General features: G+C 63.1%; 22 protein-coding genes and 2 pseudogenes. 8 read left to right on the top strand and 16 right to left on the bottom strand.

Going from position 1 to position 21,492, the window contains the following annotated elements:
- Window positions 1–31 precede the first annotated feature (31 nt).
- The 3 genes and pseudogenes from NKH42_RS02455 to NKH42_RS02445 all read left to right on the top strand — a co-directional run bounded on the left by NKH42_RS02455 (window position 32) and on the right by NKH42_RS02445 (window position 3,903).
- Window positions 32–2,110, top strand: a complete 2,079-nt coding sequence (locus NKH42_RS02455) for an acetate--CoA ligase family protein (protein ID WP_352754357.1) — start codon at window positions 32–34, stop codon at window positions 2,108–2,110.
- Window positions 2,103–2,885, top strand: coding sequence for a carnitinyl-CoA dehydratase (locus tag NKH42_RS02450; protein ID WP_352505940.1), 783 nt, complete (start codon window positions 2,103–2,105; stop codon window positions 2,883–2,885). Before NKH42_RS02455 ends, NKH42_RS02450 begins: the two co-directional genes overlap by 8 nt.
- Window positions 2,886–2,962: 77 nt before the next feature.
- Window positions 2,963–3,903, top strand: a pseudogene (locus NKH42_RS02445) (alpha/beta hydrolase).
- Window positions 3,904–3,949: 46 nt separating this feature from the next.
- Here the strand turns inward: NKH42_RS02445 and NKH42_RS02440 are convergent.
- The 3 genes from NKH42_RS02440 to NKH42_RS02430 all read right to left on the bottom strand — a co-directional run bounded on the left by NKH42_RS02440 (window position 3,950) and on the right by NKH42_RS02430 (window position 5,818).
- Complete coding sequence (locus tag NKH42_RS02440) at window positions 3,950–4,213, bottom strand: hypothetical protein (protein ID WP_352505942.1); 264 nt, start codon at window positions 4,211–4,213, stop codon at window positions 3,950–3,952.
- 94 nt (window positions 4,214–4,307) lie between these two features.
- Window positions 4,308–5,093: a DUF899 domain-containing protein gene (locus tag NKH42_RS02435; protein ID WP_352480219.1), complete on the bottom strand. Its 786-nt coding sequence runs from the start codon at window positions 5,091–5,093 to the stop codon at window positions 4,308–4,310.
- A gap of 170 nt (window positions 5,094–5,263) precedes the next feature.
- Window positions 5,264–5,818: an autotransporter gene (locus tag NKH42_RS02430; RefSeq protein WP_352505944.1), complete on the bottom strand. Its 555-nt coding sequence runs from the start codon at window positions 5,816–5,818 to the stop codon at window positions 5,264–5,266.
- A gap of 99 nt (window positions 5,819–5,917) precedes the next feature.
- Between NKH42_RS02430 and NKH42_RS02425 the strand changes: the two genes are divergently transcribed.
- On the top strand, window positions 5,918–6,664 hold the full coding sequence (locus NKH42_RS02425) for a GntR family transcriptional regulator (protein WP_352686559.1): 747 nt from the start codon (window positions 5,918–5,920) through the stop codon (window positions 6,662–6,664).
- A 136-nt stretch (window positions 6,665–6,800) separates the two neighbouring features.
- Here the strand turns inward: NKH42_RS02425 and NKH42_RS02420 are convergent.
- The 5 genes and pseudogenes from NKH42_RS02420 to NKH42_RS02400 all read right to left on the bottom strand — a co-directional run.
- Window positions 6,801–6,984 (bottom strand): annotated as a pseudogene (locus tag NKH42_RS02420) (FAD-binding protein); the annotation flags it as partial.
- 55 nt (window positions 6,985–7,039) lie between these two features.
- Window positions 7,040–8,026, bottom strand: coding sequence for a Gfo/Idh/MocA family protein (locus NKH42_RS02415; RefSeq protein ID WP_352686556.1), 987 nt, complete (start codon window positions 8,024–8,026; stop codon window positions 7,040–7,042).
- Between the two features lie 142 nt (window positions 8,027–8,168).
- Window positions 8,169–8,744, bottom strand: coding sequence for a YceI family protein (locus NKH42_RS02410; protein WP_352686553.1), 576 nt, complete (start codon window positions 8,742–8,744; stop codon window positions 8,169–8,171).
- A gap of 68 nt (window positions 8,745–8,812) precedes the next feature.
- On the bottom strand, window positions 8,813–9,391 hold the full coding sequence (locus NKH42_RS02405) for a cytochrome b (RefSeq protein WP_352736799.1): 579 nt from the start codon (window positions 9,389–9,391) through the stop codon (window positions 8,813–8,815).
- A gap of 149 nt (window positions 9,392–9,540) precedes the next feature.
- Window positions 9,541–10,431, bottom strand: coding sequence for a LysR family transcriptional regulator (locus NKH42_RS02400; RefSeq protein WP_352751829.1), 891 nt, complete (start codon window positions 10,429–10,431; stop codon window positions 9,541–9,543).
- Between the two features lie 105 nt (window positions 10,432–10,536).
- Between NKH42_RS02400 and NKH42_RS02395 the strand changes: the two genes are divergently transcribed.
- On the top strand, window positions 10,537–11,532 hold the full coding sequence (locus NKH42_RS02395) for an aldo/keto reductase (RefSeq protein WP_352751827.1): 996 nt from the start codon (window positions 10,537–10,539) through the stop codon (window positions 11,530–11,532).
- A gap of 64 nt (window positions 11,533–11,596) precedes the next feature.
- Here the strand turns inward: NKH42_RS02395 and NKH42_RS02390 are convergent, their stop codons facing one another.
- From NKH42_RS02390 to infC, 8 genes are all read right to left on the bottom strand, one after another.
- Window positions 11,597–11,785, bottom strand: coding sequence for a hypothetical protein (locus NKH42_RS02390; RefSeq protein WP_352751825.1), 189 nt, complete (start codon window positions 11,783–11,785; stop codon window positions 11,597–11,599).
- A 317-nt stretch (window positions 11,786–12,102) separates the two neighbouring features.
- Window positions 12,103–12,705 carry a nucleotidyltransferase family protein gene (locus tag NKH42_RS02385; protein WP_352751823.1) on the bottom strand — a complete coding sequence of 201 codons (603 nt, stop codon included), beginning with the start codon at window positions 12,703–12,705 and terminating at the stop codon, window positions 12,103–12,105.
- A gap of 37 nt (window positions 12,706–12,742) precedes the next feature.
- Entirely contained in the window at window positions 12,743–15,151 is a 2,409-nt protein-coding gene (gene pheT / locus NKH42_RS02380; RefSeq protein WP_352751821.1) for a phenylalanine--tRNA ligase subunit beta, read from the bottom strand.
- Between the two features lie 142 nt (window positions 15,152–15,293).
- Entirely contained in the window at window positions 15,294–16,379 is a 1,086-nt protein-coding gene (pheS, locus tag NKH42_RS02375; RefSeq protein ID WP_352505953.1) for a phenylalanine--tRNA ligase subunit alpha, read from the bottom strand.
- A 95-nt stretch (window positions 16,380–16,474) separates the two neighbouring features.
- Window positions 16,475–16,876 (bottom strand): 50S ribosomal protein L20, encoded by a 402-nt coding sequence (gene rplT, locus NKH42_RS02370; protein ID WP_006201247.1) that lies wholly within the window; start codon window positions 16,874–16,876, stop codon window positions 16,475–16,477.
- Between the two features lie 37 nt (window positions 16,877–16,913).
- A complete protein-coding gene (rpmI, locus tag NKH42_RS02365) occupies window positions 16,914–17,117 on the bottom strand; it encodes a 50S ribosomal protein L35 (RefSeq protein WP_006201248.1) in 204 nt (67 codons plus the stop codon).
- Between the two features lie 191 nt (window positions 17,118–17,308).
- Window positions 17,309–17,950: a methyltransferase family protein gene (locus tag NKH42_RS02360; protein WP_352505954.1), complete on the bottom strand. Its 642-nt coding sequence runs from the start codon at window positions 17,948–17,950 to the stop codon at window positions 17,309–17,311.
- A gap of 202 nt (window positions 17,951–18,152) precedes the next feature.
- Window positions 18,153–18,689, bottom strand: a complete 537-nt coding sequence (gene infC, locus NKH42_RS02355) for a translation initiation factor IF-3 (protein ID WP_023677573.1) — start codon at window positions 18,687–18,689, stop codon at window positions 18,153–18,155.
- Window positions 18,690–18,903: 214 nt separating this feature from the next.
- Between infC and NKH42_RS02350 the strand changes: the two genes are divergently transcribed.
- The 3 genes from NKH42_RS02350 (at window position 18,904) to NKH42_RS02340 (ending at window position 21,411) form a co-directional block, all read left to right on the top strand.
- The gene (locus NKH42_RS02350) at window positions 18,904–19,671 is read left to right on the top strand and encodes an alpha/beta hydrolase (protein WP_352505955.1); all 768 of its coding nucleotides are present in this window, start codon (window positions 18,904–18,906) and stop codon (window positions 19,669–19,671) included.
- A gap of 4 nt (window positions 19,672–19,675) precedes the next feature.
- Complete coding sequence (locus tag NKH42_RS02345; protein WP_352480205.1) at window positions 19,676–20,818, top strand: benzoate/H(+) symporter BenE family transporter; 1,143 nt, start codon at window positions 19,676–19,678, stop codon at window positions 20,816–20,818.
- 116 nt (window positions 20,819–20,934) lie between these two features.
- Entirely contained in the window at window positions 20,935–21,411 is a 477-nt protein-coding gene (locus tag NKH42_RS02340; RefSeq protein ID WP_352505957.1) for a DUF2852 domain-containing protein, read from the top strand.
- The last annotated feature ends 81 nt before the right edge of the window (window positions 21,412–21,492 follow it).

The raw sequence follows: 21,492 nt of genomic DNA, 5'->3' as shown, positions 1-21,492 counted from the left end.
GAAAAGATCATGGCCAGACGAAAAGATGACAATGCACAGGCTTGAACGTCTTTTGCGGCCGAAATCGATCGCCGTCTTCGGTGGTGCGCAGGCGGCGGCCGTCGTCGCGCAATCGATCAAGATGGGCTTTGCCGGCGAGATCTGGCCGGTGCATCCGAGCAAGGACGAGGTCGCCGGCCGCAAGGCCTATCGCTCGGTGGCCGAATTGCCCAGTGCGCCGGATGCCGCTTTCGTCGGCGTCAACCGGCACTTGACCATCGAAGTGGTCAAGGCGCTGGCGGAGCGCGGCGCCGGCGGTGCGGTCTGCTTCGCCGCCGGCTTTCTCGAAACCGAGGCCTATGACGAAGACGGCGAGCGGCTGCAGGCCGAACTGGTCGAGGCGGCCGGCCAAATGCCGATCATCGGGCCGAACTGCTATGGGCTGATCAATTACGCCGACGGCGCGCTTTTGTGGCCCGACCAGCATGGCGGCATCAGGCTGCCGGAAGGCGGTCGCGGCGTTGCCATCATCACCCAGTCGTCGAACATCGCCATCAACATGACGATGCAGAAACGCGGCCTGCCGATCGCCTTCCTGATGACCGCCGGCAACCAGGCACAGACCGGGCTTTCCGAAATGGCGCTCGGCCTGATCGAGGACGACCGCGTCACCGCGCTCGGCCTGCATATCGAGGCCTTCGATTCGGTAGCCGGCTTCGAAAGGCTGGCGGCGCGGGCACGCGAGCTGAAGAAGCCTGTTATCGCCATGAAGGTCGGCCGCTCCGAGCAGGCGCGGCAGGCGACCGTCTCGCATACCGCGTCGCTGGCCGGCTCGGACGCGGCGTCCGGCGCCTTCCTGAGGCGGCTCGGCATCGCCCGGATCGATTCAATTCCCGCCTTCATCGAGGCGCTCAAGCTACTGCACGTCACCGGCCCCCTGCCCGGCTACCGGCTGTCATCGATGAGCTGCTCGGGCGGCGAGGCGTCGGTCATGGCCGACAGCGCCGAAGGCCGCTGGGTGACGTTTCCGCCACTCGCCCCCGAGCACCGCGCGCGGGTCAAATCGACGCTCGGGCCGCTGGTCGCGGTGGCCAATCCGCTCGACTACCACACCTTCATCTGGAACAACGAGCCGGCGATGACCGCCACCTTCACCGCCATGGTGTCTGGCGGCTTCGACCTCAATATGCTGGTGCTCGACTTTCCGCGTCCCGACCGCTGCTCGGACACGGACTGGTGGGCGACGCTGCGCGCCTTCGAATCGGCGCTGAAGACCAACAGCGCGCAGGGCGCGATCGTCTCCTCGCTGCCGGAAAACCTGCCCGAGGAATACACTGCGGGCCTGATGGCGCGGGGCATGGTGCCGCTGTTCGGCATTTCCGAGGCCATGGACGCCGCCCAGGCGGCAGCCTTCATCGGCTGGGCGTGGCGCGAGCCGCAGGCGCAGCCGATCGACACTTCGGCGTCCGGCGCGCCGGCCGGCGACCATGTCACGCCGGACGAGGCCGAGGCGAAGGCGCGGCTCATCGAGGCCGGGCTCCCCGTGCCGAAGGGCGAGCGCGCCGGCAATGCGGTCGAGGCTGTGATCTCCTCGATGGCGCTCGGCTTCCCGGTAGCGCTGAAGGCTCTTGGCGTCATCCACAAGTCCGAGCTCGACGCGGTCCGGCTCAACCTCAGGGATGCCGAATCGGTCAGCACCGCCGCCCATGATCTCGGCCCCCTCGGCACCGGCCTTTATGTCGAGCGCATGGTGCGCGACGGCGTCGCCGAGCTGCTGGTCGGCTTCACCCGCGACCCGATGTTCGGCGCGGTAATGACGCTCGGCACCGGCGGCGTGCTGGTCGAGCTGTTGCGCGACAGCGTCACACTGATGCTGCCGGCGACCCGTGACGACATCGAGGCCGCTTTGCGCGGGTTGAAACTGTTCCCGCTGCTCGACGGTTATCGCGGTCGGCCGAAGGCCGATGTCGCAGCGGCAATCGATGCGATATCGGGCATTGCCGCTTTCGTGCAGCAAAATGCCGGCGAGATCGAGGAGCTCGACATCAATCCTCTGATCGTCTGCACCGAGAGCAAGGGCGCCTGGATCGCCGACGCGCTGCTGGTGCTGGGAGAGAACAAAAATGTCTGACGTCATCACCACCCGCCGCGAGGGCACGATCCTCGAAGTCATGCTCGACCGGCCCAAGGCCAATGCCATCGACCTGAAGACGTCGCGGCTGATGGGCGAGACGTTCAAGGGGTTTCGCGACGATCCCGACCTGCGCGTCGCCATCGTCAAGACCGCCGGCGACAAGTTTTTCAGCGCCGGCTGGGACCTTAAGGCAGCGGCTGGCGGCGATGCCGTCGACGGCGACTATGGCGTCGGTGGCTTCGGCGGGCTGCAGGAATTGCGCGACCTCAACAAGCCGGTGATCGCCTGCGTCAACGGCATGGCGGTCGGCGGCGGCTTCGAGCTGGCGCTGTCCTGCGACCTCATCTACGCGTCGGACCACTCCTCCTTCGCGCTGCCCGAAATCCGCGCCGGCACGCTGGCCGATGCGGCAACGATCAAGCTGCCGAAGCGCATCCCTTATCACGTCGCCATGGACCTTTTGTTCACGGGCCGCTGGATGGATGTCGCCGAGGCGCATCGCTGGGGCCTGGTCAACGAGGTGCTGCCCAAGGAAAGACTGGAGGACCGCGTCTGGGAGATCGCCCGGCTGCTCGCCAGCGGCCCGCCGCTGGTCTTCGCCGCGATCAAGGAAACGGCCCGGGTCGCAGAATCGCTGACCTTCCAGGATGCCATGAACCGGGTGACGCGCCGGCAACTGCCGACGGTTGACGCGCTCTACGGCTCGGAGGACAATCTCGAGGGTTTTCGCGCCTTTGCCGAAAAGCGCGATCCGGTGTGGAAGGGCAGATAGTGAGTGTCCCTGGAACGACGGCGTTCCGTCCCAGAGGAGGGTGTTCAGGCGGATTCGTCACTATCCGTTCCGTTCCCATGACTAACTACAAGAAACTCATCGACGCCGAGACCTGGGCGTTCATCGAGCGGACCAATTCGTATTATCCGCCGGATACGATCGACTACACGATCGCCGAGCAGCGCGCGATCTACGACCGGATGTGCCGCGAATTCTCTGCCGGCTATCCGGATGGCGTGACGGCTGAAACCACCGCCATTGCCGCGCCAGCGCACGACGTCCCGATCCGCATTTATCGCAGCGCGGCGCGAACGCCTCTGCGATGGTGCTCTATGTCCATGGCGGCGGCTACATCCTCGGCGGGCTCGACAGCCACGACGATGTCTGCGCCGAGCTTTGCGCCCGCACCGGCTATGAGGTGGTCTCGGTCGACTACCGGCTGGCGCCGGAACATCTGCACCCGGCCGCCTTCGACGATGCGATGGGCGCCTTCGAATGGGCCACCGCCACTTACGAATGCCCCGTCCTGCTCTGCGGCGACAGCGCCGGCGGCAATCTCGCCTGTGCCGTCAGTCATGCGACGCGTGGCCACGTGACAAAGCCGGTCGGCCAGGTGCTGATCTATCCTGGCCTTGGTGGCGATCGTTCACTCGGTTCCTATGTCACGCATGCCGAAGCGCCAATGCTGACGATGCGCGACCTGGAGTTCTATAAAAACATCCGGACTGGCGGAGTGGACGCTACAGGCGACATCACTTTGTCTCCGCTCGCCGACGCCGATTTCGCCTATCTGCCGCCTACCGTCGTGATCACCGCCGAATGCGACCCGTTGTCGTCGGACGGCGAAGCCTATCGCGACCGCGTCGTTGCCGCAGGCGGACGTGCCTGGTGGCTCGAGGAGCCGGGGCTGGTGCACGGCTATCTCAGAGCCAGGCACACGGCCGGCCGCGCCCGCTCGAGCTTTACCCGGATTGTCGATGCCGTGACGGTACTTGGGAAGGGCGAATGGATCTGGTGAGGGCTGTCCTCCTCACCGCGAAGGGCCTTTATCGGCCGCTATAGCTCTACTTGCGGCGGCGTCGGCCGGAGACCCGCCTCAACCAAGGTCCCAAATGAAAGGCGCTCATCAGCAGGTACATCGGGACCATGCCGCCCAGCGGCGACGCATCTTGCCCGGTCGAGCACATCATATCCGGCGCTCCGCCAAGAAACGTCAGCAGCGCCATGGTTGCGAAGGCCGGCGCGGCCGCAAAGGACAGCCAATCGGCTGCGCCAAGGCCGGCCGGGCTCGCATCGGCGGTGGATCCGCCTGCATGAATCTCGCTCATGGCCATAGTCCTGCATAACGAGCGGGATGCGTCGAATGAACGTGCATCCCGCTCCTCCAATTGTCCTAGCCGCATTTCCGCGACGCCAAACGTTCTATTCGGTGCGGTTCCGGAACGCGGCCTCTCCGGCGTCCGACACCTCGACCCACTTTTTGTCGGGAACGGTTTCGGCGCCATAATTGTCGTGCCAGTTCCACCACTTGTACGTCGGCGTCTGCGGATAGCCTTCGGGCGAATCCTCCCAAACCTCCTGGCGGCCGAGCGGCGACAGGTCGAGATAGCTCCATACGGTCCCCATCGCCTCGTCGCCGCGGTTGTTGATGAAGTAGGTACGGAACACGCGATCGCCATCGCGGATGAACACGTTATGGCCGTGCCACTCGTCAACGCCGAAATCGGCATCGAAGCTGTCGGTGATGGTGTACCAGGGCATCTTCCAGTCCATCCGCGCCTTCAGCCGCGCAATGTCGGCCTGCGGTGCGCGCGAGGCGTAGGCAAGCGTGGTGTCGCGGGCGTTCAGATGGGCAAGATTGCCGACCTGGTCTGCCCCCAGCGAGCAGCCGCGGCAAGCGTGATCGGGCCAGCCGAATACGCCGGGCTCGAAGAAAGCGCGGTAGACGATCAGCTGACGGCGGCCCTCGAACAGGTCGAGCAGGCTCACCTTTCCGTTGGGGCCCTCGAACGTATAGGCCTTCTCCACCGCCATCCACGGCATCCGCCGACGCTCGGCGGCCAAGGCGTCGCGAGCCCGGGTCACGGTTTTCTCCTTCACGAGCAACTGCTGGCGCGCGGCCTCCCACGCATCAGGCGAAACGACCGGTGGTGTCTTCATCGCGAGCCGCGTCGTCTGCTCGCCTGTGCCATTCTGATGTGCCGTCATTGTGCATCTCCCTTGCTGGTCTGTTGTCGCACCATTCCCGGCGCGACGTGTTGCTGATCGGTCATGAGCCAGGATAGGGGCGATAGCGGATTGGCGAGAGTGACAAGTGTGACGCGATTCCGACGGGTTCGCTGATCACGGCCAATTTCGCCGCCCCGTGACGCCTCTGCTCATTCGTGCCCGGACTGCTGAATGGGCCGTGCGCCAGCCAGGTAGCGATCATTGTCAAACGGTTCGGCCTGGTTGCTGTCCGGGCTCCACAGCTGCCGGTGGGTTCGTGTGAGATCGCCGAGATAGACATGCAGCGCACCGGATCGCGCGCTGCCCGTATTCGCAACCGCATGCACGGTATTTGACGCCATGTGCACGACGGCAGGCGCTGCGATGTCCTGCCTTTCGGGAACATCGAGTTCGCTGCCGGCAACGGGATAGATGAAGTTCGTCTCGCTGCCCTTGTAGATGCCGATCAAGGCATCCATCAGGTGGTTGTGGGGCGGGTACTGCAGGCCGGGCGACAACGTGATGTGATAGATCGTCAGGTTCGGGCTGGCATGCAAAAGAACCTCGTCGTCGTCTTCTTCGTGAGCGAGTGTTCCCGATGCGTGAAAACGGTTGATGTAATCGCCCAGGACCGTCCTTACCGCTTCGAGGGGATCTGGCCCCTTCGCGGCATTGACGATATCATCGGCAACAGCGTAGAGAGGCGAGTTGGCGGGTAAAGGCATATCAGTTATCCTCCCTGAGATGCTCAGATTTTCAACCTGAGGTGCTCACGCTAGCGAATGTCGATGCCAGCGTCAACCGGACAGCCAAACGGACAAAATATGAAAACGACGAAGTTGACCGCCGAACCGGCAAGGCCGGCCACGGTCGAGGCGACAGCACTGTCAGCCGCCGACGTCCTTCGCAGGGAACAGGCATATGAGCAGCTGAGGAACGACATCATTGCCTGCGTGCTGCGCCCCGGCGAAGCGCTGACCGAAAAACAGATCGGCGATCGATACCAGATCAAAAAGGCAACCATCCGCGCGGCGTTGGCCCGTCTGATGCAGGAAGGTCTGGTCAGGAGCGAGCCGCGCCGCGGCTACGTCGTTGCAACGCTCAGCCTGCGGGACGTCAACGAGATCTTCGATGTCCGCAGCTTGATCGAACCGGAAGTGTTCAGGGTGGCGGCATCGAACATTACCGAGCGCGGGCTGGAGGACATCGGGCTGGCAGCGAGAAAAGTGCTGAAGCCGGAGACGTTGCGTAGTCATGTTGCATTCCTGGCGGCGGATCGTGCGTTTCGTCTGGCCCTTGCGGGGCTCTCGGGAAATTTACGACTGGCGCATCTACTGGACCAGATACTCGACCAGTCGGCGCGGGTTCTCCACCTTGGGTTCAAATCCCGCGACTTCACCCAGTTGATCATCGCCCAGCAAAAGGAACTGGTTCTTGCCTGCGAGGCAGGCGACGTTTCCGGCATCGTCAAACTTGCCCGTTCGCAGTGCCTGTTTCTCAAGAAGCAGGTGCTCGAGGCTTTGCTTGCCGGTTCCAAGCTTCGGGACGTCAATTTGCAGCCCTTCGCCTAGAGCGGTTCTCCTGGAACCGGTAACCGGCTCTAACTATCTGTTTTGCCGCATTTATGCGGGCGCCGAATGATTCCATTTGGCTGCAAAATGCTCAGAGGGAAAGTTGGCCGTTCGGTGCGACCGCCACCTTGGCGCAACGGCGCCGGCGGGGCTTGTTCACCCCACCGAGGAAGATGCCGCCGAGCGACCAGAATGCCTGGCCGCCAAGCGACTGCTCCGGCTCCTGCTCGACGGCCTTTGCCGGCCGCAGTCAGTTCGGCGGCCGCGACAAAGCCGGCAAGGCCGGCGCCGACGATGATCACATCCGCATCGTCGGGCATCTATTTGGCCAAGATCTCGTCCAAAAAACCGGCCCGTTGCAGGATCACGGCCGGCCTAGACTGCCTCCCAGCCTTCCTTCTCGCCGGCGCGGAAGATGGCATCGATGACCTTCTGGTTGAGCACCGATTCTTCCAGGGTGAAGACACGATCCTTGCCACCCTGTGCCGCCCGCGCGAAGGCCTCGACTTCCAGCCGGTACTGTTGCGTGCCGGGAAAGCGGAAGACCTGCGCCTCGCTGTGGTTCTGGTTGTGCAGTTCGACACGGTGATGGTCGTAGAGTCCGGCATTAAACGGTGAGAACACCTCGATGAAGCCCTTCTCACCGTGAAAGACCATCACCTGGCGTGCCGCCATCTGTGTCGACAGGTAAAACGACAACTCGAAGTCGCCGAAATCGGCGCGGATCGAGGAATAGATGTCGGTGCCGAATGTCTTGTCGCGCTCGATCCTCGCCTGGACGCGCAGCGGCTCCTTGCCGGTCGAAAAGCGCGTCGATACCGTCGGATAGACGCCGATGTCGGGCAGCGCGCCGCCGCCGAGATCGAGCTTGTTGCGCATGTTGTTGGGGTCGACATTGTAGTAGGAGAACGCGCCCTGGACATGGCGCAGCCGGCCGATGGCGCCGTTGCCGATCAGCTCGCGCACCTTGATCCATTGCGGGTGGTAGACGACCATGAAGGCTTCGCAGACCAGCACCTTCCTGGCATCGCGCAGCTTGATCAGTGGCGGAATGTCCTTGGCGTCGAGAGCCAGTGGCTTTTCGACCAGAACATGCTTGCCGGCCTCGATCGCCTTGGCTGCCCATTCGACATGCTGCGAGGTCGGCAGCGGAATGTAGACGCCGTCGATGTCGCTGGAGGCGAGCAGTTCCTCATAGGAGCCGAAAGCATGGCGCGCCCCGAAGCGTTCGCCCAGCGCCCGAGCTTTCGACAGATCGCGGCTGGCGATCGCCGACAGCACGCCGTTCTCCGCCTCGACGATTGCCGGTAAAAGCTGCTCGCGGCCGATTTTGGCCGTCGACAAAACACCCCATCGGAACATCAGATTTCTCCTCTCGATTGCAGGCCTGGAGGTTTGCCTGAAATCGGCGGAAAAGCCAATGCGGGAGCATGGTTCCTCGCCCCACCAAGTGGGGAGAGGAACCCAGGTCCTGCAGCGACGGTGAAATCGCAGGGAGAACCGCTCAACCCCTTCTACCCGTCAGCGTCATGTCGAATTCGACGACGTTGGAATAAATCGGCGTGCCGACATCCATGCCATAGCGCGACCGCAACACCTTGCCTGTGACGTGGAACTTTATCGTGCCCGCCTTGAGGCTGCCGAGCTCGGCCGTGAACTTTTCCTGAAAGGTCTTGCCGCGCGCCGTCAGCCGGCCGGTGACAAGGGCCGACGTGTCGCCGGTGCGTTTGACGCTGGTCGAACGGAACTGGATCTCCGGATTGTTGGTCGCGTCGAAAACCGCGTCCGAGCGGAGAAAGGCATCGATGCGACTTTGGCCGGTACCGACGCTTTCGGGGAAGATGGTGAAATTGACCTGGGACCGGCCGACATCGCTGTTGTCGATAAGGATATTGCCCTTGAAGCGGGAGAAAGCACCGTCGAGCCCGCCGCCGCCGAGCTTGGCAATGGAGAAGTGGATGCTGGAACTCCCTGGGCTGATCGTGTAGCTGCCGGCCGCCTCGCCAAGGGCAACGGCGGCAAAAACAGGCATGGCAAAACAAGCGGCGGCTGCCGCAAATCCGAAGATGCGCGCGTACATGGAAATGGTCCTCTTGGCAGGCAACGCTTTCTTGCGTCCTCGCCCCATGAACGAATGAGCCGCCCGCTCTATTCCGTCTCGCGATGTGACGAAGCCGTGATCATGCGCGTCAGCACGGTATCCCTCAGCCAGAAATGATGACGCAGCGCAGCGGCGAGATGCAAAGCGACAAGACCGATGCCGGCATAAGCGAGATACCAGTGCGTCGCTGCCCAGAAGCTTTCTGCCATGTCCGATTCACCAAGCGGCAGATTGGGCATGACGAACAGATTGAACGGCACGCTCGGGATCTCCAGCACCGAGACCGAGACCAGCGCCCAGCCGGACAGCGGCAGAGCGAGCTGAAAAGCATAAAGCGCAAGATGGACAAGCGGCGCCATGCGGCGCTCGAAAGGGCCGACTGAGCGCGGCAGCGGCGGGGCCGGTCTGCCAAGGCGCCAGGCGATGCGCAGGATGACCAGCCCAAGCAATAGGAAACCGAAAGATTTATGCAGCTGAATCAGCTCGAAGGCGGTGCGCTGGCTGGACAGCCGCACCATGACGAAGCCGAGCACGAACTGGCCGATAAAGAGCGCCGCGATCAGCCAGTGAAGGATGATCGCTGTCCAGCCGTAGCCGGTCGGCTGGTGTTTGGGCAGTGCTGACATGGTCTGTGAACGAATGCCAGGTCGGCTTTCTTCCATCCCGGAAAGGCGGTTTCCACTTATGTTTGGAGACGACCAATTGCCGGTGCCAACGGCCGTAAGACGAGCATTCACGCCTGAATAGATTGCCCTCCGCAGTTCCGACGGTGCCCCTATGTACTCACTTTGAAGAAATCGACAAAGGCCCTGAGCGCCGGCCGCATCTGGCGTCGGCTCGGATAATAGACGAAGAAACCATCAAAGGGCGGGCACCAGTCCTCGAGCACGCGAACGAGCTTGCCGGCGGCGAGCGGGTCGCGGACATAGTCCTCGAACACGAAGGCGAGCCCGGCGCCGTCAACCGCAGCATTGGCAATCAGATGGTCCTCGTCGAGGATCAATGGCCCTTGCACCGGGATTTCGATCTCCTCGCCGTTTTTCTCGAATTCCCAGCGATAGATGATGCCGCTGGAGAAGCGGAAGCGGATGCAGCGGTGAGCGGCGAGATCGCGCGGATGCTGCGGCCTGGGCCTGGTCTCGAAGTAAGATGGCGTGCCGACCACCGCGCCGCGAAGGTTCGGCCCGATGCGCACTGCGATCATGTCGCGCTGCAGGCTCTCGCCCAGCCGCACACCGGCATCGAAGCCGCCCTCGACCACATCGGTGAAGCGGTCATCGATGACGATCTCCAGCACGATGTCGGGATAGGCAGCCGCAAAGGCGCCGAGCCTTGGCGTCAGCGCCAGGTGGGCGGCGGTGCGCGGCACGGTCAGCCTGAGATTGCCCGCCGGCCGGTCACGCGCCTCGATCGCCGATTCCAGCGCCAGGTCGATTTCCGACAGCGCCGGCCTGAGGCGCTCGAGCAGTTGCGCGCCCTCCTCGGTCGGAGCGACGCTGCGCGTGCTGCGCGCCAGAAGGCGCACGCCGAGGCGCGCTTCCAGGCTGGACACCGCGTGGCTGACCGCCGACGGCGCGATTGCCAGCTCCTTGGCGGCGCCGCGAAAACTGCCGCATTGGGCGACCGTTGCCAGCACGGCAAGCTGTGAAAGATGTGTTCGCTTCATTGATCTATTTTTGGGAACAGCCCGTGCAAATAAGAGGCGATTATCGAACGCTGCGCAAGACGGTATCTCTGTGGCATCACAACCATCACAACAAGGAGACACGTGATGCAAACCCGCAAGCTTGGCAATGAACTCGACGTCTACCCAGTCGGCCTCGGCTGCATGGGGATGAGCTTTGCCTATGGTGGCCAGCCGGAGGCGGAGGCGATTGCCACGCTGCGCCACGCCGTCGAGATCGGGGTCAATTTCTTCGACACCGCCGAGGTCTATGGCCCCTACGAGAACGAGATCCTGGTCGGCAAGGCGCTGAAGCCGGTGCGTGATCGTGTGACGATCGCGACCAAATTCGGTTTCAAGATCCTCGAAGAAGGCAGCGGCACCGAACGCATGGCCGGCGTCGACAGCCGCCCGGAGCATGTCAAGGCGGTGGCCGAAGCGTCGTTGAAGCGGCTGGATACCGAGATCATCGATCTCTACTACCAGCACCGCGTCGACCCCAGCGTGCCGATCGAGGATACGGTCGGCGCCATGGCCGAGCTGGTACGCGAGGGCAAGGTGCGGGCGCTCGGCCTGTCGGAGGCGAGTGCGGCGACCATCCGCCGGGCGCATGCCGTGCATCCGATCGCCGCGGTGCAGAGCGAGTATTCGCTGTGGAGCCGCGATCCGGAGGAGGAGGTGTTTGCCGTCTGCCGCGAGCTCGGCATCGGCTTTGTCCCCTATAGCCCGCTCGGCCGCGGCCTGCTCACCGGCACGATCGCCAGGCCCGATGTTCTCGGCGCCGACGACTGGCGCCGGGGGTTGCCGCGCTTCCAGGCCGACGCCATGGCGGCCAATGCGGTGGTCGTCGCCGTGCTGGAAAAGATGGCAGCCGAGAAGGACGTGGCGCCGGCGCAGCTGGCGCTCGCCTGGGTGCTGCATCAGGGCGACTTCATTGTGCCGATCCCTGGTGCCCGCAAGATCCGACATCTCGAACAGAATACGGCGGCAGCCGATATCGTGCTGACCCAGGCCGAGGTAGCAGCCATCGGCGATGCGCTGTCGCCGGACAAGGTTGTCGGCAAGCGGTATACGGAGGAATTGCTGGCGCTGGTGAATGGCTGAACAGCGATCGGGCTAAGACAGAAAGGCCGGGCATTTAAGCCCGGCCCATTGTTTGCAGAGACGCTCACGCGTACTGGATGAGGACCCAGGTAACCGCCTTACCTTTGTAGGGCGGAAAAATGTTGCCCTTTGCGATCGGGGCGGTTGTGGAATCATAGAGGTCGTCTACCTTCCACACGCCACTTTCGGGGCTGGTTTCACCAGTGCGTTTTTTGGTCCCAAGCGGAACCTCGGCTTTTGCGTAAATATCCACAGCTTTATTCCTTCTGTTGTGGACAACAACGCTGAGGGTTGACGCGGCGAACCAGCCGTGATTCAAGAATCACGTCTTCACAAGAGACCGGCCCAGCCCCTCAGCAGGGTTTGCTGGGTCCGAAATCGGGGTCGGCCGCAGTTGTAGCTGTGGTCGGCCTCGTCCCGCTTCGGATCGCTGACAGGACTCGATTGATTCTTGCGGAAACGCAAGAACCAGGGCGGGCTTTCGCAGTGCGATTTCGCGCTTTTCCCCCAGATTTTTGCATAATATTGGCTTGTGCCCTTTAGACACCGGCAACGCTTACACACGGCGCATCACCACGGCACGACTGATATCTCCGGCCAGTTTGCCTTCGCACGCGCGCCCTTCGCCTCATGCGTACGCTGGTTGTCCATCACCCGGTTTGGGGTGATGCGGAACGTGAAGATGTCGTCGAGGCCGAACGGCGCCACCAATTGGAGCCGGCCGTCATTGTCCATGTGGACGCCGACCGCATGGGTCCGCGAGGCGAAAAAGCTGAGCGAGTGGCTGGAGCTTGTATAGCGGGGGCAAGATCGTCCGAACTTCAAGGGATACCATATATGCACCCGCGCCTGATTGCGGATCTCGACCGGCAGCGGCAGGCCGGCGAAGACTGAGGCGGCGCGGGCAATCACGCCGTCCTCGGCCTCATAGGACAGGTCGCTCTCGTCGAAATAGAACAGGTCGACATCCCTAATGCCGTATCCCGACGGCTTGCCGGTCAGATGATTCCAGACGCTGTTGTAGAGCGCGCCTGAGACAACCAGCCAATCGGGCAGATCGAGCCCGCGTGCCCGCTTCAGCGTCTCGCCGAGCAGAGGGTCGGCGGAGACGATGTCGAGAAACACCGCGCGTTGTGCTTCAAACGAGAGGCCGGCATAGCGAAGATGGTCCATCGCCCTTTGGAGGGCGATTCGCCATATGTCCGCAAGCTCAGCCGCGCAGCACGCCGCCGGTCTGCTTGTGCACATTCTCGACGATGCGCTTGGCCAGCGCCTCGAAATCCTCATCGGTCAGCGTCTTTTCGACCGGCTGGATCGACACCTCGATGGCGATCGATTTCTTCGCCGCGCCGAGGGCTGCACCCTCGAAAACATCGAACACCGAGACGCCGGAAATCAGCTTCCTGTCGGCGGCCAGGGCGGCGCGAACGAGTGTGCCGGCTTCGACCGCCTTGTCGACGACGAAGGCGAAGTCGCGCTTGACCGCCTGGAAGGCGGACAGATCGAGCCTTGGCTTTGTCCGCGTCGGCTTGGCCTTAGGCTCAGGCACCGCATCAATGAATACTTCGAAGCCGCAGAGCGGGCCGGAGACGTCAAGCCCTTCCAGCGTCTTCGGGTGGAATTCGCCGAATGTGCCGAGCACGACCTTCGGCCCGAGCTTGATCGTGCCGGAGCGGCCGGGATGATACCAGGCCGGGCCGCCGGCCTCGATCTGCAGCCGCTCGACCGGCGCGCCGCAGGCTTCGAGTGCTGCGATTGCATCGGCCTTGGCATCGAAGACGCCGACGGCGCCGGCGTTGCCGGCCCAATGGCGGCCGGAGCCCTCGAGCTTGGCGGTGCCGCGCCGCACGCCGGCGGCAACGCGCCGCTGCTGGTCGGCGCCGTCGCCCTCGTAAGTGCCCGACACTTCGAACAGCGCGACATCCCCGATGCCCTTGTCGGCATTGCGCTGCGCTGCCGCGATCAGCCCCGGGAGCAGCGACGGCCGCATATCCGACATATCGGCCGCGATCGGGTTGGCAAGCTTTAGCGCCTGCTGGCCGCCGCCGAACAATTCGGCGTATTTTGCCGGAATGAACGACCAGGTGACGGCCTCCATCATGCCGCGCACGGCAAGCGCCCGCTTGGCGGCGCGGGTGCGTATCTGCAGCACAGTCAGGATTTTGGCGTTGACCGCATCGTGGGAACCGAGCGGCTGCGGCGCGATATTGTCGACGCCGTGGATGCGCATGACCTCCTCGACCAGGTCGGCCTTGCCATCGACATCCGGCCGCCAGGACGGGACCGCTACATTGACGACATCGCCCGTGCCCTCCGGCCTGAAGCCGAGGCGGGCAAGAATGTCGAGGCTCGTCGAGCGCGGCACTTCGATGCCGGTCAGCCGCTTCACTTCCGACAAAGGGAACGAGACGATCTTCGGCCGATGGCCGGCATAGCCGACGACCTCGGTTTGCGCCGGCGTGCCGCCGCAGAAATCGAGCACGAGCTTCGTTGCCAGCTCCACGCCGGGAACCATCATTTCCGGGTCGACGCCACGCTCGAAGCGGTAGCGTGCATCGCTGATGATGCCGAGCGTGCGGCCGGTGCGAGCGGTGGCGATCGGGTCCCAAAGCGCCGACTCGATCAGCACGTCGGTGGTGTTCTCGTCACACCCGGAATGCTCGCCGCCCATGATGCCGGCGATCGATTCGATGCCGTCCTGGTCTGCGATCACGCACATCTCAGGCGTCAGCGTGTATTCGCGGCCGTCGAGCGCCAGCACCTTTTCGCCGTCACGCGCCCGGCGCACGGTGAGATTGCCGGTGACCTTCCCAGCGTCAAAAACATGCAGCGGCCGACCGCGGTCGAAGGTGACGTAATTGGTGATATCGACGAGCGCGCTGATCGGCCTCAAGCCGATGGCGAGAAGCCTTTGCTGCAGCCATTTCGGCGACGGTCCGTTCTTGACGCCGCGCACCAGGCGCAGCGCAAAACCGGGACAGAGCTCCGGCGCTTCGATCGTCACCTTGACCGGCGTCTCGCCCCTGCCGGGGATCGGCTCTATCGGCGCGCTCTTCAGCGTACCGAGCCCGCTCGCCGCCAGATCGCGGGCGATACCATGGACACTGGTGGCATCCGGCCGGTTCGGCGTCAGATTGATCTCGATCAGCGGGTCGTCGAGATGGGCATAGGCGGCGAAACTGGTGCCGACCGGCGCATCGGCCGGCAGGTCGATGATGCCGTCATGCTCTTCGGATAATTCGAGCTCACGTTCGGAGCACATCATGCCGTGGCTTTCAACGCCGCGGATCTTGCCGACGGTCAGCGTCACGTCGATGCCGGGGATATAGGTGCCCGGTGCTGCAAAGGCGCCGATCAGGCCGGCGCGGGCGTTCGGCGCTCCACACACGACCTGCACAGGTGGCTTGCCGTCGCCTGTGTCGACGGTCAGCACGCGAAGCCGGTCGGCATCTGGGTGCTGCACCGCCGTCACCACCTTGGCGATGACGAAGGGGGCCAGGCTCGCCCGGTCGTCGACATGCTCGACCTCGAGGCCGATCGAGGTGAGACGCTCGACGATTTCCGCCAGCGAGGCATCGGTCTCGAGATGATCCTTGAGCCAGGAGAGGGTGAGTTTCATGACTGTGTTCCGTCTGGTCTTGGCCGGCCGTCTGGTCTTTGCCGGCTGACTGGTCTGGGCACGTTGCACTTGAAGCTATGCGGCCGCGCGTCCGACATGTGCAGGAAGGCGAGCTGTCCGCGGATTTGCTGCGGCCGGCTCGTCACGCGCTCAGGCCCCCGAACAGCGTTGGCATGTCGAGCGGCCTAAAACCGTAATGCGAAAGCCAGCGGACATCGGCGTCGAAGAAGGCGCGCAGATCCGGCATGCCGTATTTCAGCATGGCGATGCGGTCGATGCCCATGCCCCAGGCGAAGCCCTGGTATTCGTCAGGATCGAGGCCACCGTAACGGAGCACATTGGGGTGCACCATGCCGCAGCCGAGAATCTCCATCCAGTCGGAGCCTTCGCCGAAGCGCACCTCGCCCGGCCGCGAACGATCGCACTGGATGTCGACCTCGAGGCTGGGCTCGGTAAACGGAAAGAAAGACGGCCGGAAGCGCATCTTCACGCTCGGCACCTCGAAGAAGGCTTTGCAGAACTCCTCCAGCACCCATTTCATGTTGGCGACGTTGGCCGACTTATCGATCACCAGCCCCTCGACCTGATGGAACATCGGCGAGTGGGTGGCATCGGAATCCTGCCGATAAGTCTTGCCGGGGATGACGATGCGGATCGGCGGCTTCTGCATCTCCATGGTGCGGATCTGCACCGGCGAGGTGTGGGTGCGCAAAAGCTTGCGTTCGCCCTGCGCGTCCGGCTGGAAAAAGAAGGTGTCGTGCATCTCGCGCGCCGGGTGGCCTTCCGGGAAGTTCAGCGAGGTGAAATTATAATAGTCGGTCTCGATGTCGGGGCCTTCGGCGATGGCAAAGCCGAGATCGCCGAAGATCGCCGCGATCTCGTCGATGACCTGGCTGATCGGATGGATGCGGCCGCGCTCGGCCGGCGATTGTCTGACCGGCAGCGTCACATCAACCTTCTCGGCGGCGAGACGCGCCATAATCGCCGCGTCCTTCAGCTCGGCGCGGCGAACAGAAAGCGCCTCGGTGACGCGGTTCTTGAGGCCGTTGATCGCCGGGCCCTTGACTTGGCGCTCCTCGGCGCTCATCGAGCCGAGCGTCTTCAGCATCTCGGAAACCGAGCCCTTCTTGCCGAGGGCCGAGACACGCACCGCCTCGATCGCCTGCTCGTCGGCGGCCGAGGCAATCTCAGCCATCAGGGAATGTTCGAGAGTTTCCATGTCACTCATGTTCCAGATCCGATTGGAAGCAAAGAAAAACCCGCGCCAGCCCTGCCAGCGCGGGTTTCCCAAATCAAGTGTCGATAGCTTGGGAAGCGCTGGTCTTAAGCGACAGCGCTTTCAAAAGCATTGGGCGTGGTGTTCTTGAGATATTCGAGCGCGACCTTGGCCTTGGCCACGAGTGCGGCGAAGGCCTGCGGCTCGTGGATGGCCATGTCCGACAGGATCTTGCGGTCGATCTCGATGCCAGCCTTGTTGAGACCGTCGATGAAGCGGCCGTAGGTCAGGCCATGCTCATGCGTCGCCGCATTGATGCGCTGGATCCACAGCGCGCGGAACGAACGCTTGCGATTCTTGCGGTCGCGATAGGCGTACTGCAGCGACTTTTCCACCGCCTGCTTGGCGATCCGAATGGTGTTCTTACGGCGGCCGTAAAAACCCTTGGCGGCTTTCAGGACCTTCTTGTGCTTGGCGTGCGAGGTGACGCCTCTCTTTACGCGTGCCATGTCATGATCTCCTTAAACGTTGTCCAGGCCGAATGCTCTAAAGGCCGTTCGGCAGAAAATTCTTGATGACCTTCTTGCCGTCCGGTTCAGCCAGAACCATCGTGCCGCGGGCATTTCGAATGAACTTGTTGGAACGCTTGATCATGCCGTGACGCTTGCCGGCCGCAGCCGACAGAACTTTACCCGTACCTGTGATCTTGAACCGCTTCTTGGCGGCCGACTTGGTCTTCATCTTGGGCATTTTGCTACTCCGTTTATATGCGCACCAATGCGCTTTTTGTTCGCTTCAGGCCGACCAAAGCCCGAAAAGCAAATGAAACCGCCACGGCATGCCCTGCCGGGCGGTTTTTTGGGAACGGCGGTCCTATACGTCAAAGCGGGCTGGCGCGCAACACCCCGTGCCGAGCAACACTGTACTCAGCAACACTGCACTCAAGGGAAACGGAACAGCACCGGCAATATGCCGGACTGCTGGGCGCCGTCGATCAGTTCGAAAGCCGGCAAGGCAACCAGGAAGACCAGACCGTCCAGCAGCGTGGTTCGCAGCAGGCGCGGCTTGAAGCCGCCGGTGTCGCCTTCCTGATACAGCGACAGCTTGGGAAAAAAGCGCGGCACTTTCGCCAGGTAGGCCTGGTATGGCGCGCCGAGAACCTCCTTGAGGAATTTCTCCTCGCGCAGGATAACGATGTAAAAGGCACCAGCGCAGAGCGCTGCAAAGCCGATCGTGGCGGTGATCGAGCCGATCTGTGCGCCGACACCGGCGGCAGCTAAAGTAGAGAAGACATAGAGCGGGTTGCGGGTGATCGAATAGGGGCCGCCGGTCACCACTTCGGAGGATTTGCGGCCGCCGATATAGAGCGTCGACCACAAGCGTCCGACGATGCCGAGAAAGATCAGCACGACGCCAACCATTTCGATCGTTTCATGCACAGGCGTATCGGGCGGAAAAACCGACTGCCCGAACAAAAGCATCGCGAACAGGACGACGACGACGACGGCAAGCACCATCCTGCGCGTGTGCTGGTAGCTGCCCAGCCCATATTTGGCTTCCGAATGCTTGATGTCATTGACCATGTCGGGAATCCGATCGTCGAGGGAACCAGAGCGTCTTTGCTCTCGCCGGCGATCGCAGCGTCTGGCCAAGAAAACAGGCGCCCCGCCGATCGCCGGGACGCCTTGCAACATGATTCAGGCGGATTTTATGCACGTCGCCCAAAAGTGCGCAGCGGTTTTGCGACAACGACATGCACAAAACAGAACTAAAGCGCAACGCGCTTTAGCGGGGCGCCAGCACCATCATCATCTGGCGGCCTTCGAGCTTCGGTTCGGCTTCGACCTTGGCGATGGGCGCCACTTCCTCGCGAACCTTGTTCAGAAGCTGCATGCCGAGTTCCATATGCGCCATCTCCCGACCGCGGAAGCGCAATGTCAGCTTGACCTTGTCGCCTTCCTCGAAAAAGCGCCGGACAGCCTTCATCTTGGTCTCGTAGTCGTGGCTGTCGATGTTCGGGCGCATCTTGATCTCCTTGATCTCGATGACCTTCTGGTTCTTGCGCGCCTCGGCCGCCTTCTTCTGGTTGGCGTATTTCAGCTTGCCGAGATCGAGGATCTTTACGACGGGCGGCACTGCATTGGGCGATATCTCGACCAGGTCGAGCCCAGCCTCTTCGGCGAGCAGCAATGCGTCGTTGATGGAGACATCGCCGCGGTTCTGGCCTTCGGCGTCGATTAGCTGGACCCGGGGAACCCGGATGTCACGGTTGGAGCGCGGGCCTTCCTTGGTGGGCGCCGCTGCTTTGAAAGGTCTGCGAATGGTCGTGGTCTCCTTGAGCCGTTTCGTTAAGGGGTTCTTCAGTTCAGAATTGCGAACGCGCAATGTGGTGAGCGCGCGGTCGGAGTCAATAGCACAGCATTCTCAGGAAATCACCTGCCCGATGAATGCTCCTCTGCACCAAGCGAAGAAAGTAGCAGAGCACTTTTCGTTGAACCCCCGCTTGTGCCAAAAGACCGGCGTGAGGGAATACACCATGAGCACCACCCCGATCTTCCTGGACGTCGACGGGACGAGCATCGCCGTCAGGCATGCGGCAGGTGCCGAGCCCGGCATCGTCTGGCTTGGCGGCTACAAATCCGACATGCTGGGCACCAAGGCCGAAACCTTGTCGGAATGGACGCGCAAAGAAGGCCGCGCCTTCCTGCGCCACGATTATTCCGGCCACGGCGAATCGAGTGGTGCCTTTGCCGACAGCACCATCTCGAAATGGCTGGGCGAGAGCCTGGCGGTTTTCCGCCGTTTCACCCAGGGCAGGCAAATCCTGGTCGGTTCGTCGATGGGCGCCTGGATCGCGCTGCGCATGGTGCAGGAGTTGCGCAAGGCGGGCGAGAACAGCGTCGCCGGCCTTGTGCTGCTGGCGCCGGCGCCCGATTTCACGTTCGAACTGGTGGAGCCGGTGCTGACCGGTGCGCAGAAGCGCGACCTCAGGAAAAAGGGCTTTTTCGAAGAGCCGTCGGACTATTCCGCCGAACCGTACATCTACACGCGCGCACTGATCGAGGACGGCCGCAACAACCGGGTGATGACCGGGCCGATCGACACGCACTGTCCGGTCCACATCCTGCAAGGCCTGGCCGATCCCGACGTGCCGTCGAGCCATGCGCTGAAGCTGGTCAGCCTGCTGCCGGCCGACGACGTCACGCTGTCGCTCATCCCGGACGGCGACCACCGCCTGTCGCGGCCACAGGATCTCGACATGCTGGTGCGGACGGTGGACGCTATGGTGCGGCAGGCGGGATAGAGGCATGCGCATTTCCATTCCGGTGTCCGCCTTCGTGGCGGCGATCGTCGGCTTCGGCGGTACGCTGGCCATCGTCATTGCCGCCGCCAAGGCGGTCGGCGCAACGCAGGTCGAGACGGCAAGCTGGGTGACGGCGCTTTGCCTGGCGATGGCGATCGAGAGCCTGTGGCTGTCCTGGCGCACAAAAATGCCGGTCATCACCGCATGGTCGACGCCAGGCGTGGCGCTGATCGCCGCGTCGACCGGCTTTTCGATGGGTGAGGCGGTTGGCGCCTTCGTCGTCACCGCGGTCCTGCTGATCGCCACAGGCCTGTTCGGGCCCTTGACCAAGCTGATCGCCAGAATACCGGCGTCGGTCGCATCCGGAATGCTGGCCGGCATCGTCGTCACCTTCGCCATCAATGCGGTCAAGACCGTTCCCGTCGACCCCTGGCTGATCCTGCCGCTGGTTGCGGCATTCTTCGTCATTCGCCTGTTCAACCCGGCGCTGTCGGTGCTGCTGGTGCTGATCGGCGGCGGTCTCGCCGCCTTCCTCACCGGCCGGGTCGGCGGTCTGCCGGCACCGGAACTCTCAAGCTTGACGCTGGTGATGCCGCAGTTCACCGCCACTGCAATCATCGGCCTCGCCTTGCCGCTCTACCTCGTCACCATGGCCTCGCAGAACCTGTCCGGCCTCGCCGTGCTGAGGGCAGCCGGCTATCATCCCGAACCCGGGCCGCTGATCGGCGTCACCGGCCTGTTTTCGCTGCTGACGGCGCCGTTCGGCGCCTCGACCACCAATCTGGCGGCAATCTCGGCGGCGATCTGCACCGGGCCCGACGTGCATCCCGATCCGGCCGAGCGCTGGAAGACCGGGCCGTTCTATGCGTTGGCCTATCTCGTCTTTGCCCTGTTCGGCGCCTCGCTGGTGGCGATCTTCGCCGTGTTGCCGCAGAGCCTGATCGCGCTGGTCGCCGGCCTGGCGCTGATGGCACCGCTCGCCAATGCACTGTCGATCGCCTTGAAAGACGAGGACGAGCGGATGGCCGCCACGGTCACCTTCGCCGTCACCGCATCGGGGCTGACGCTGTTCGGCGTCGGCGCGGCGTTCTGGGGGCTGATTGCCGGATTGGTCGTGCTTTTCCTCGAAAATCTCAAAAAGCGATAATCATTTCAGCCGCTTGTCCGGTTTTGGCGATCGCTGTCTTGAATCGCCGTTTTCTCCATCCCATTTCGATTCAACGCAGCCGGATTTGGCTGTCTCCAACTGAAGGATTGGGAGAAATGAACACATCTGCATTGATCCGTCCGGCCTGGACGCCGGCGACCATCGCGTTGATGGTGATCGGGTTCATGGTGTTCTGGCCGCTCGGCTTGGCCATGCTCGCTTACATCATCTGGGGCGACCGGCTCGAGGGCTTCAAGCGCGACGTCAACCGCGCCACTGACGGCATCTTCGCCGGCTGCCGCCGCGGTTCCGACAAGGCCGCGCGCTGGGGTCATGGCTCCGCCCGCACCGGCAACGTCGCTTTCGATGACTGGCGCGAAAAGGAACTCGAGCGTCTTGCCGAGGAACGCCGCAAGCTCGACGAGATGCTGAGCGAGTTCGACGAGTATGCCCGCGAATTGCGCCGCGCCAAGGACCAGGAAGAGTTCGATCGCTTCATGGCCAATCGCAACAAGTCGACGTCCCCCACGACCGGGTCGGCGACGAACAACAAACCCAGCGGCAAGTCCACGCCAGGCCTGCTCGACGAGTAAGGTCCCGTGCGCAGATAGATAATCCAACGGCGTCGCGTCAGCGGCGCCGTTTCTTTTTTGTTCTAGTCGTTTCCCTCGAAT

Source organism: Mesorhizobium sp. M1142, from assembly GCF_040318565.1.
Classification (GTDB): Bacteria; Pseudomonadota; Alphaproteobacteria; order Rhizobiales; family Rhizobiaceae; genus Mesorhizobium.
Note: the sequence above shows the minus strand (reverse complement) of the source record. Positions and strands in the feature narration are given on the sequence as shown.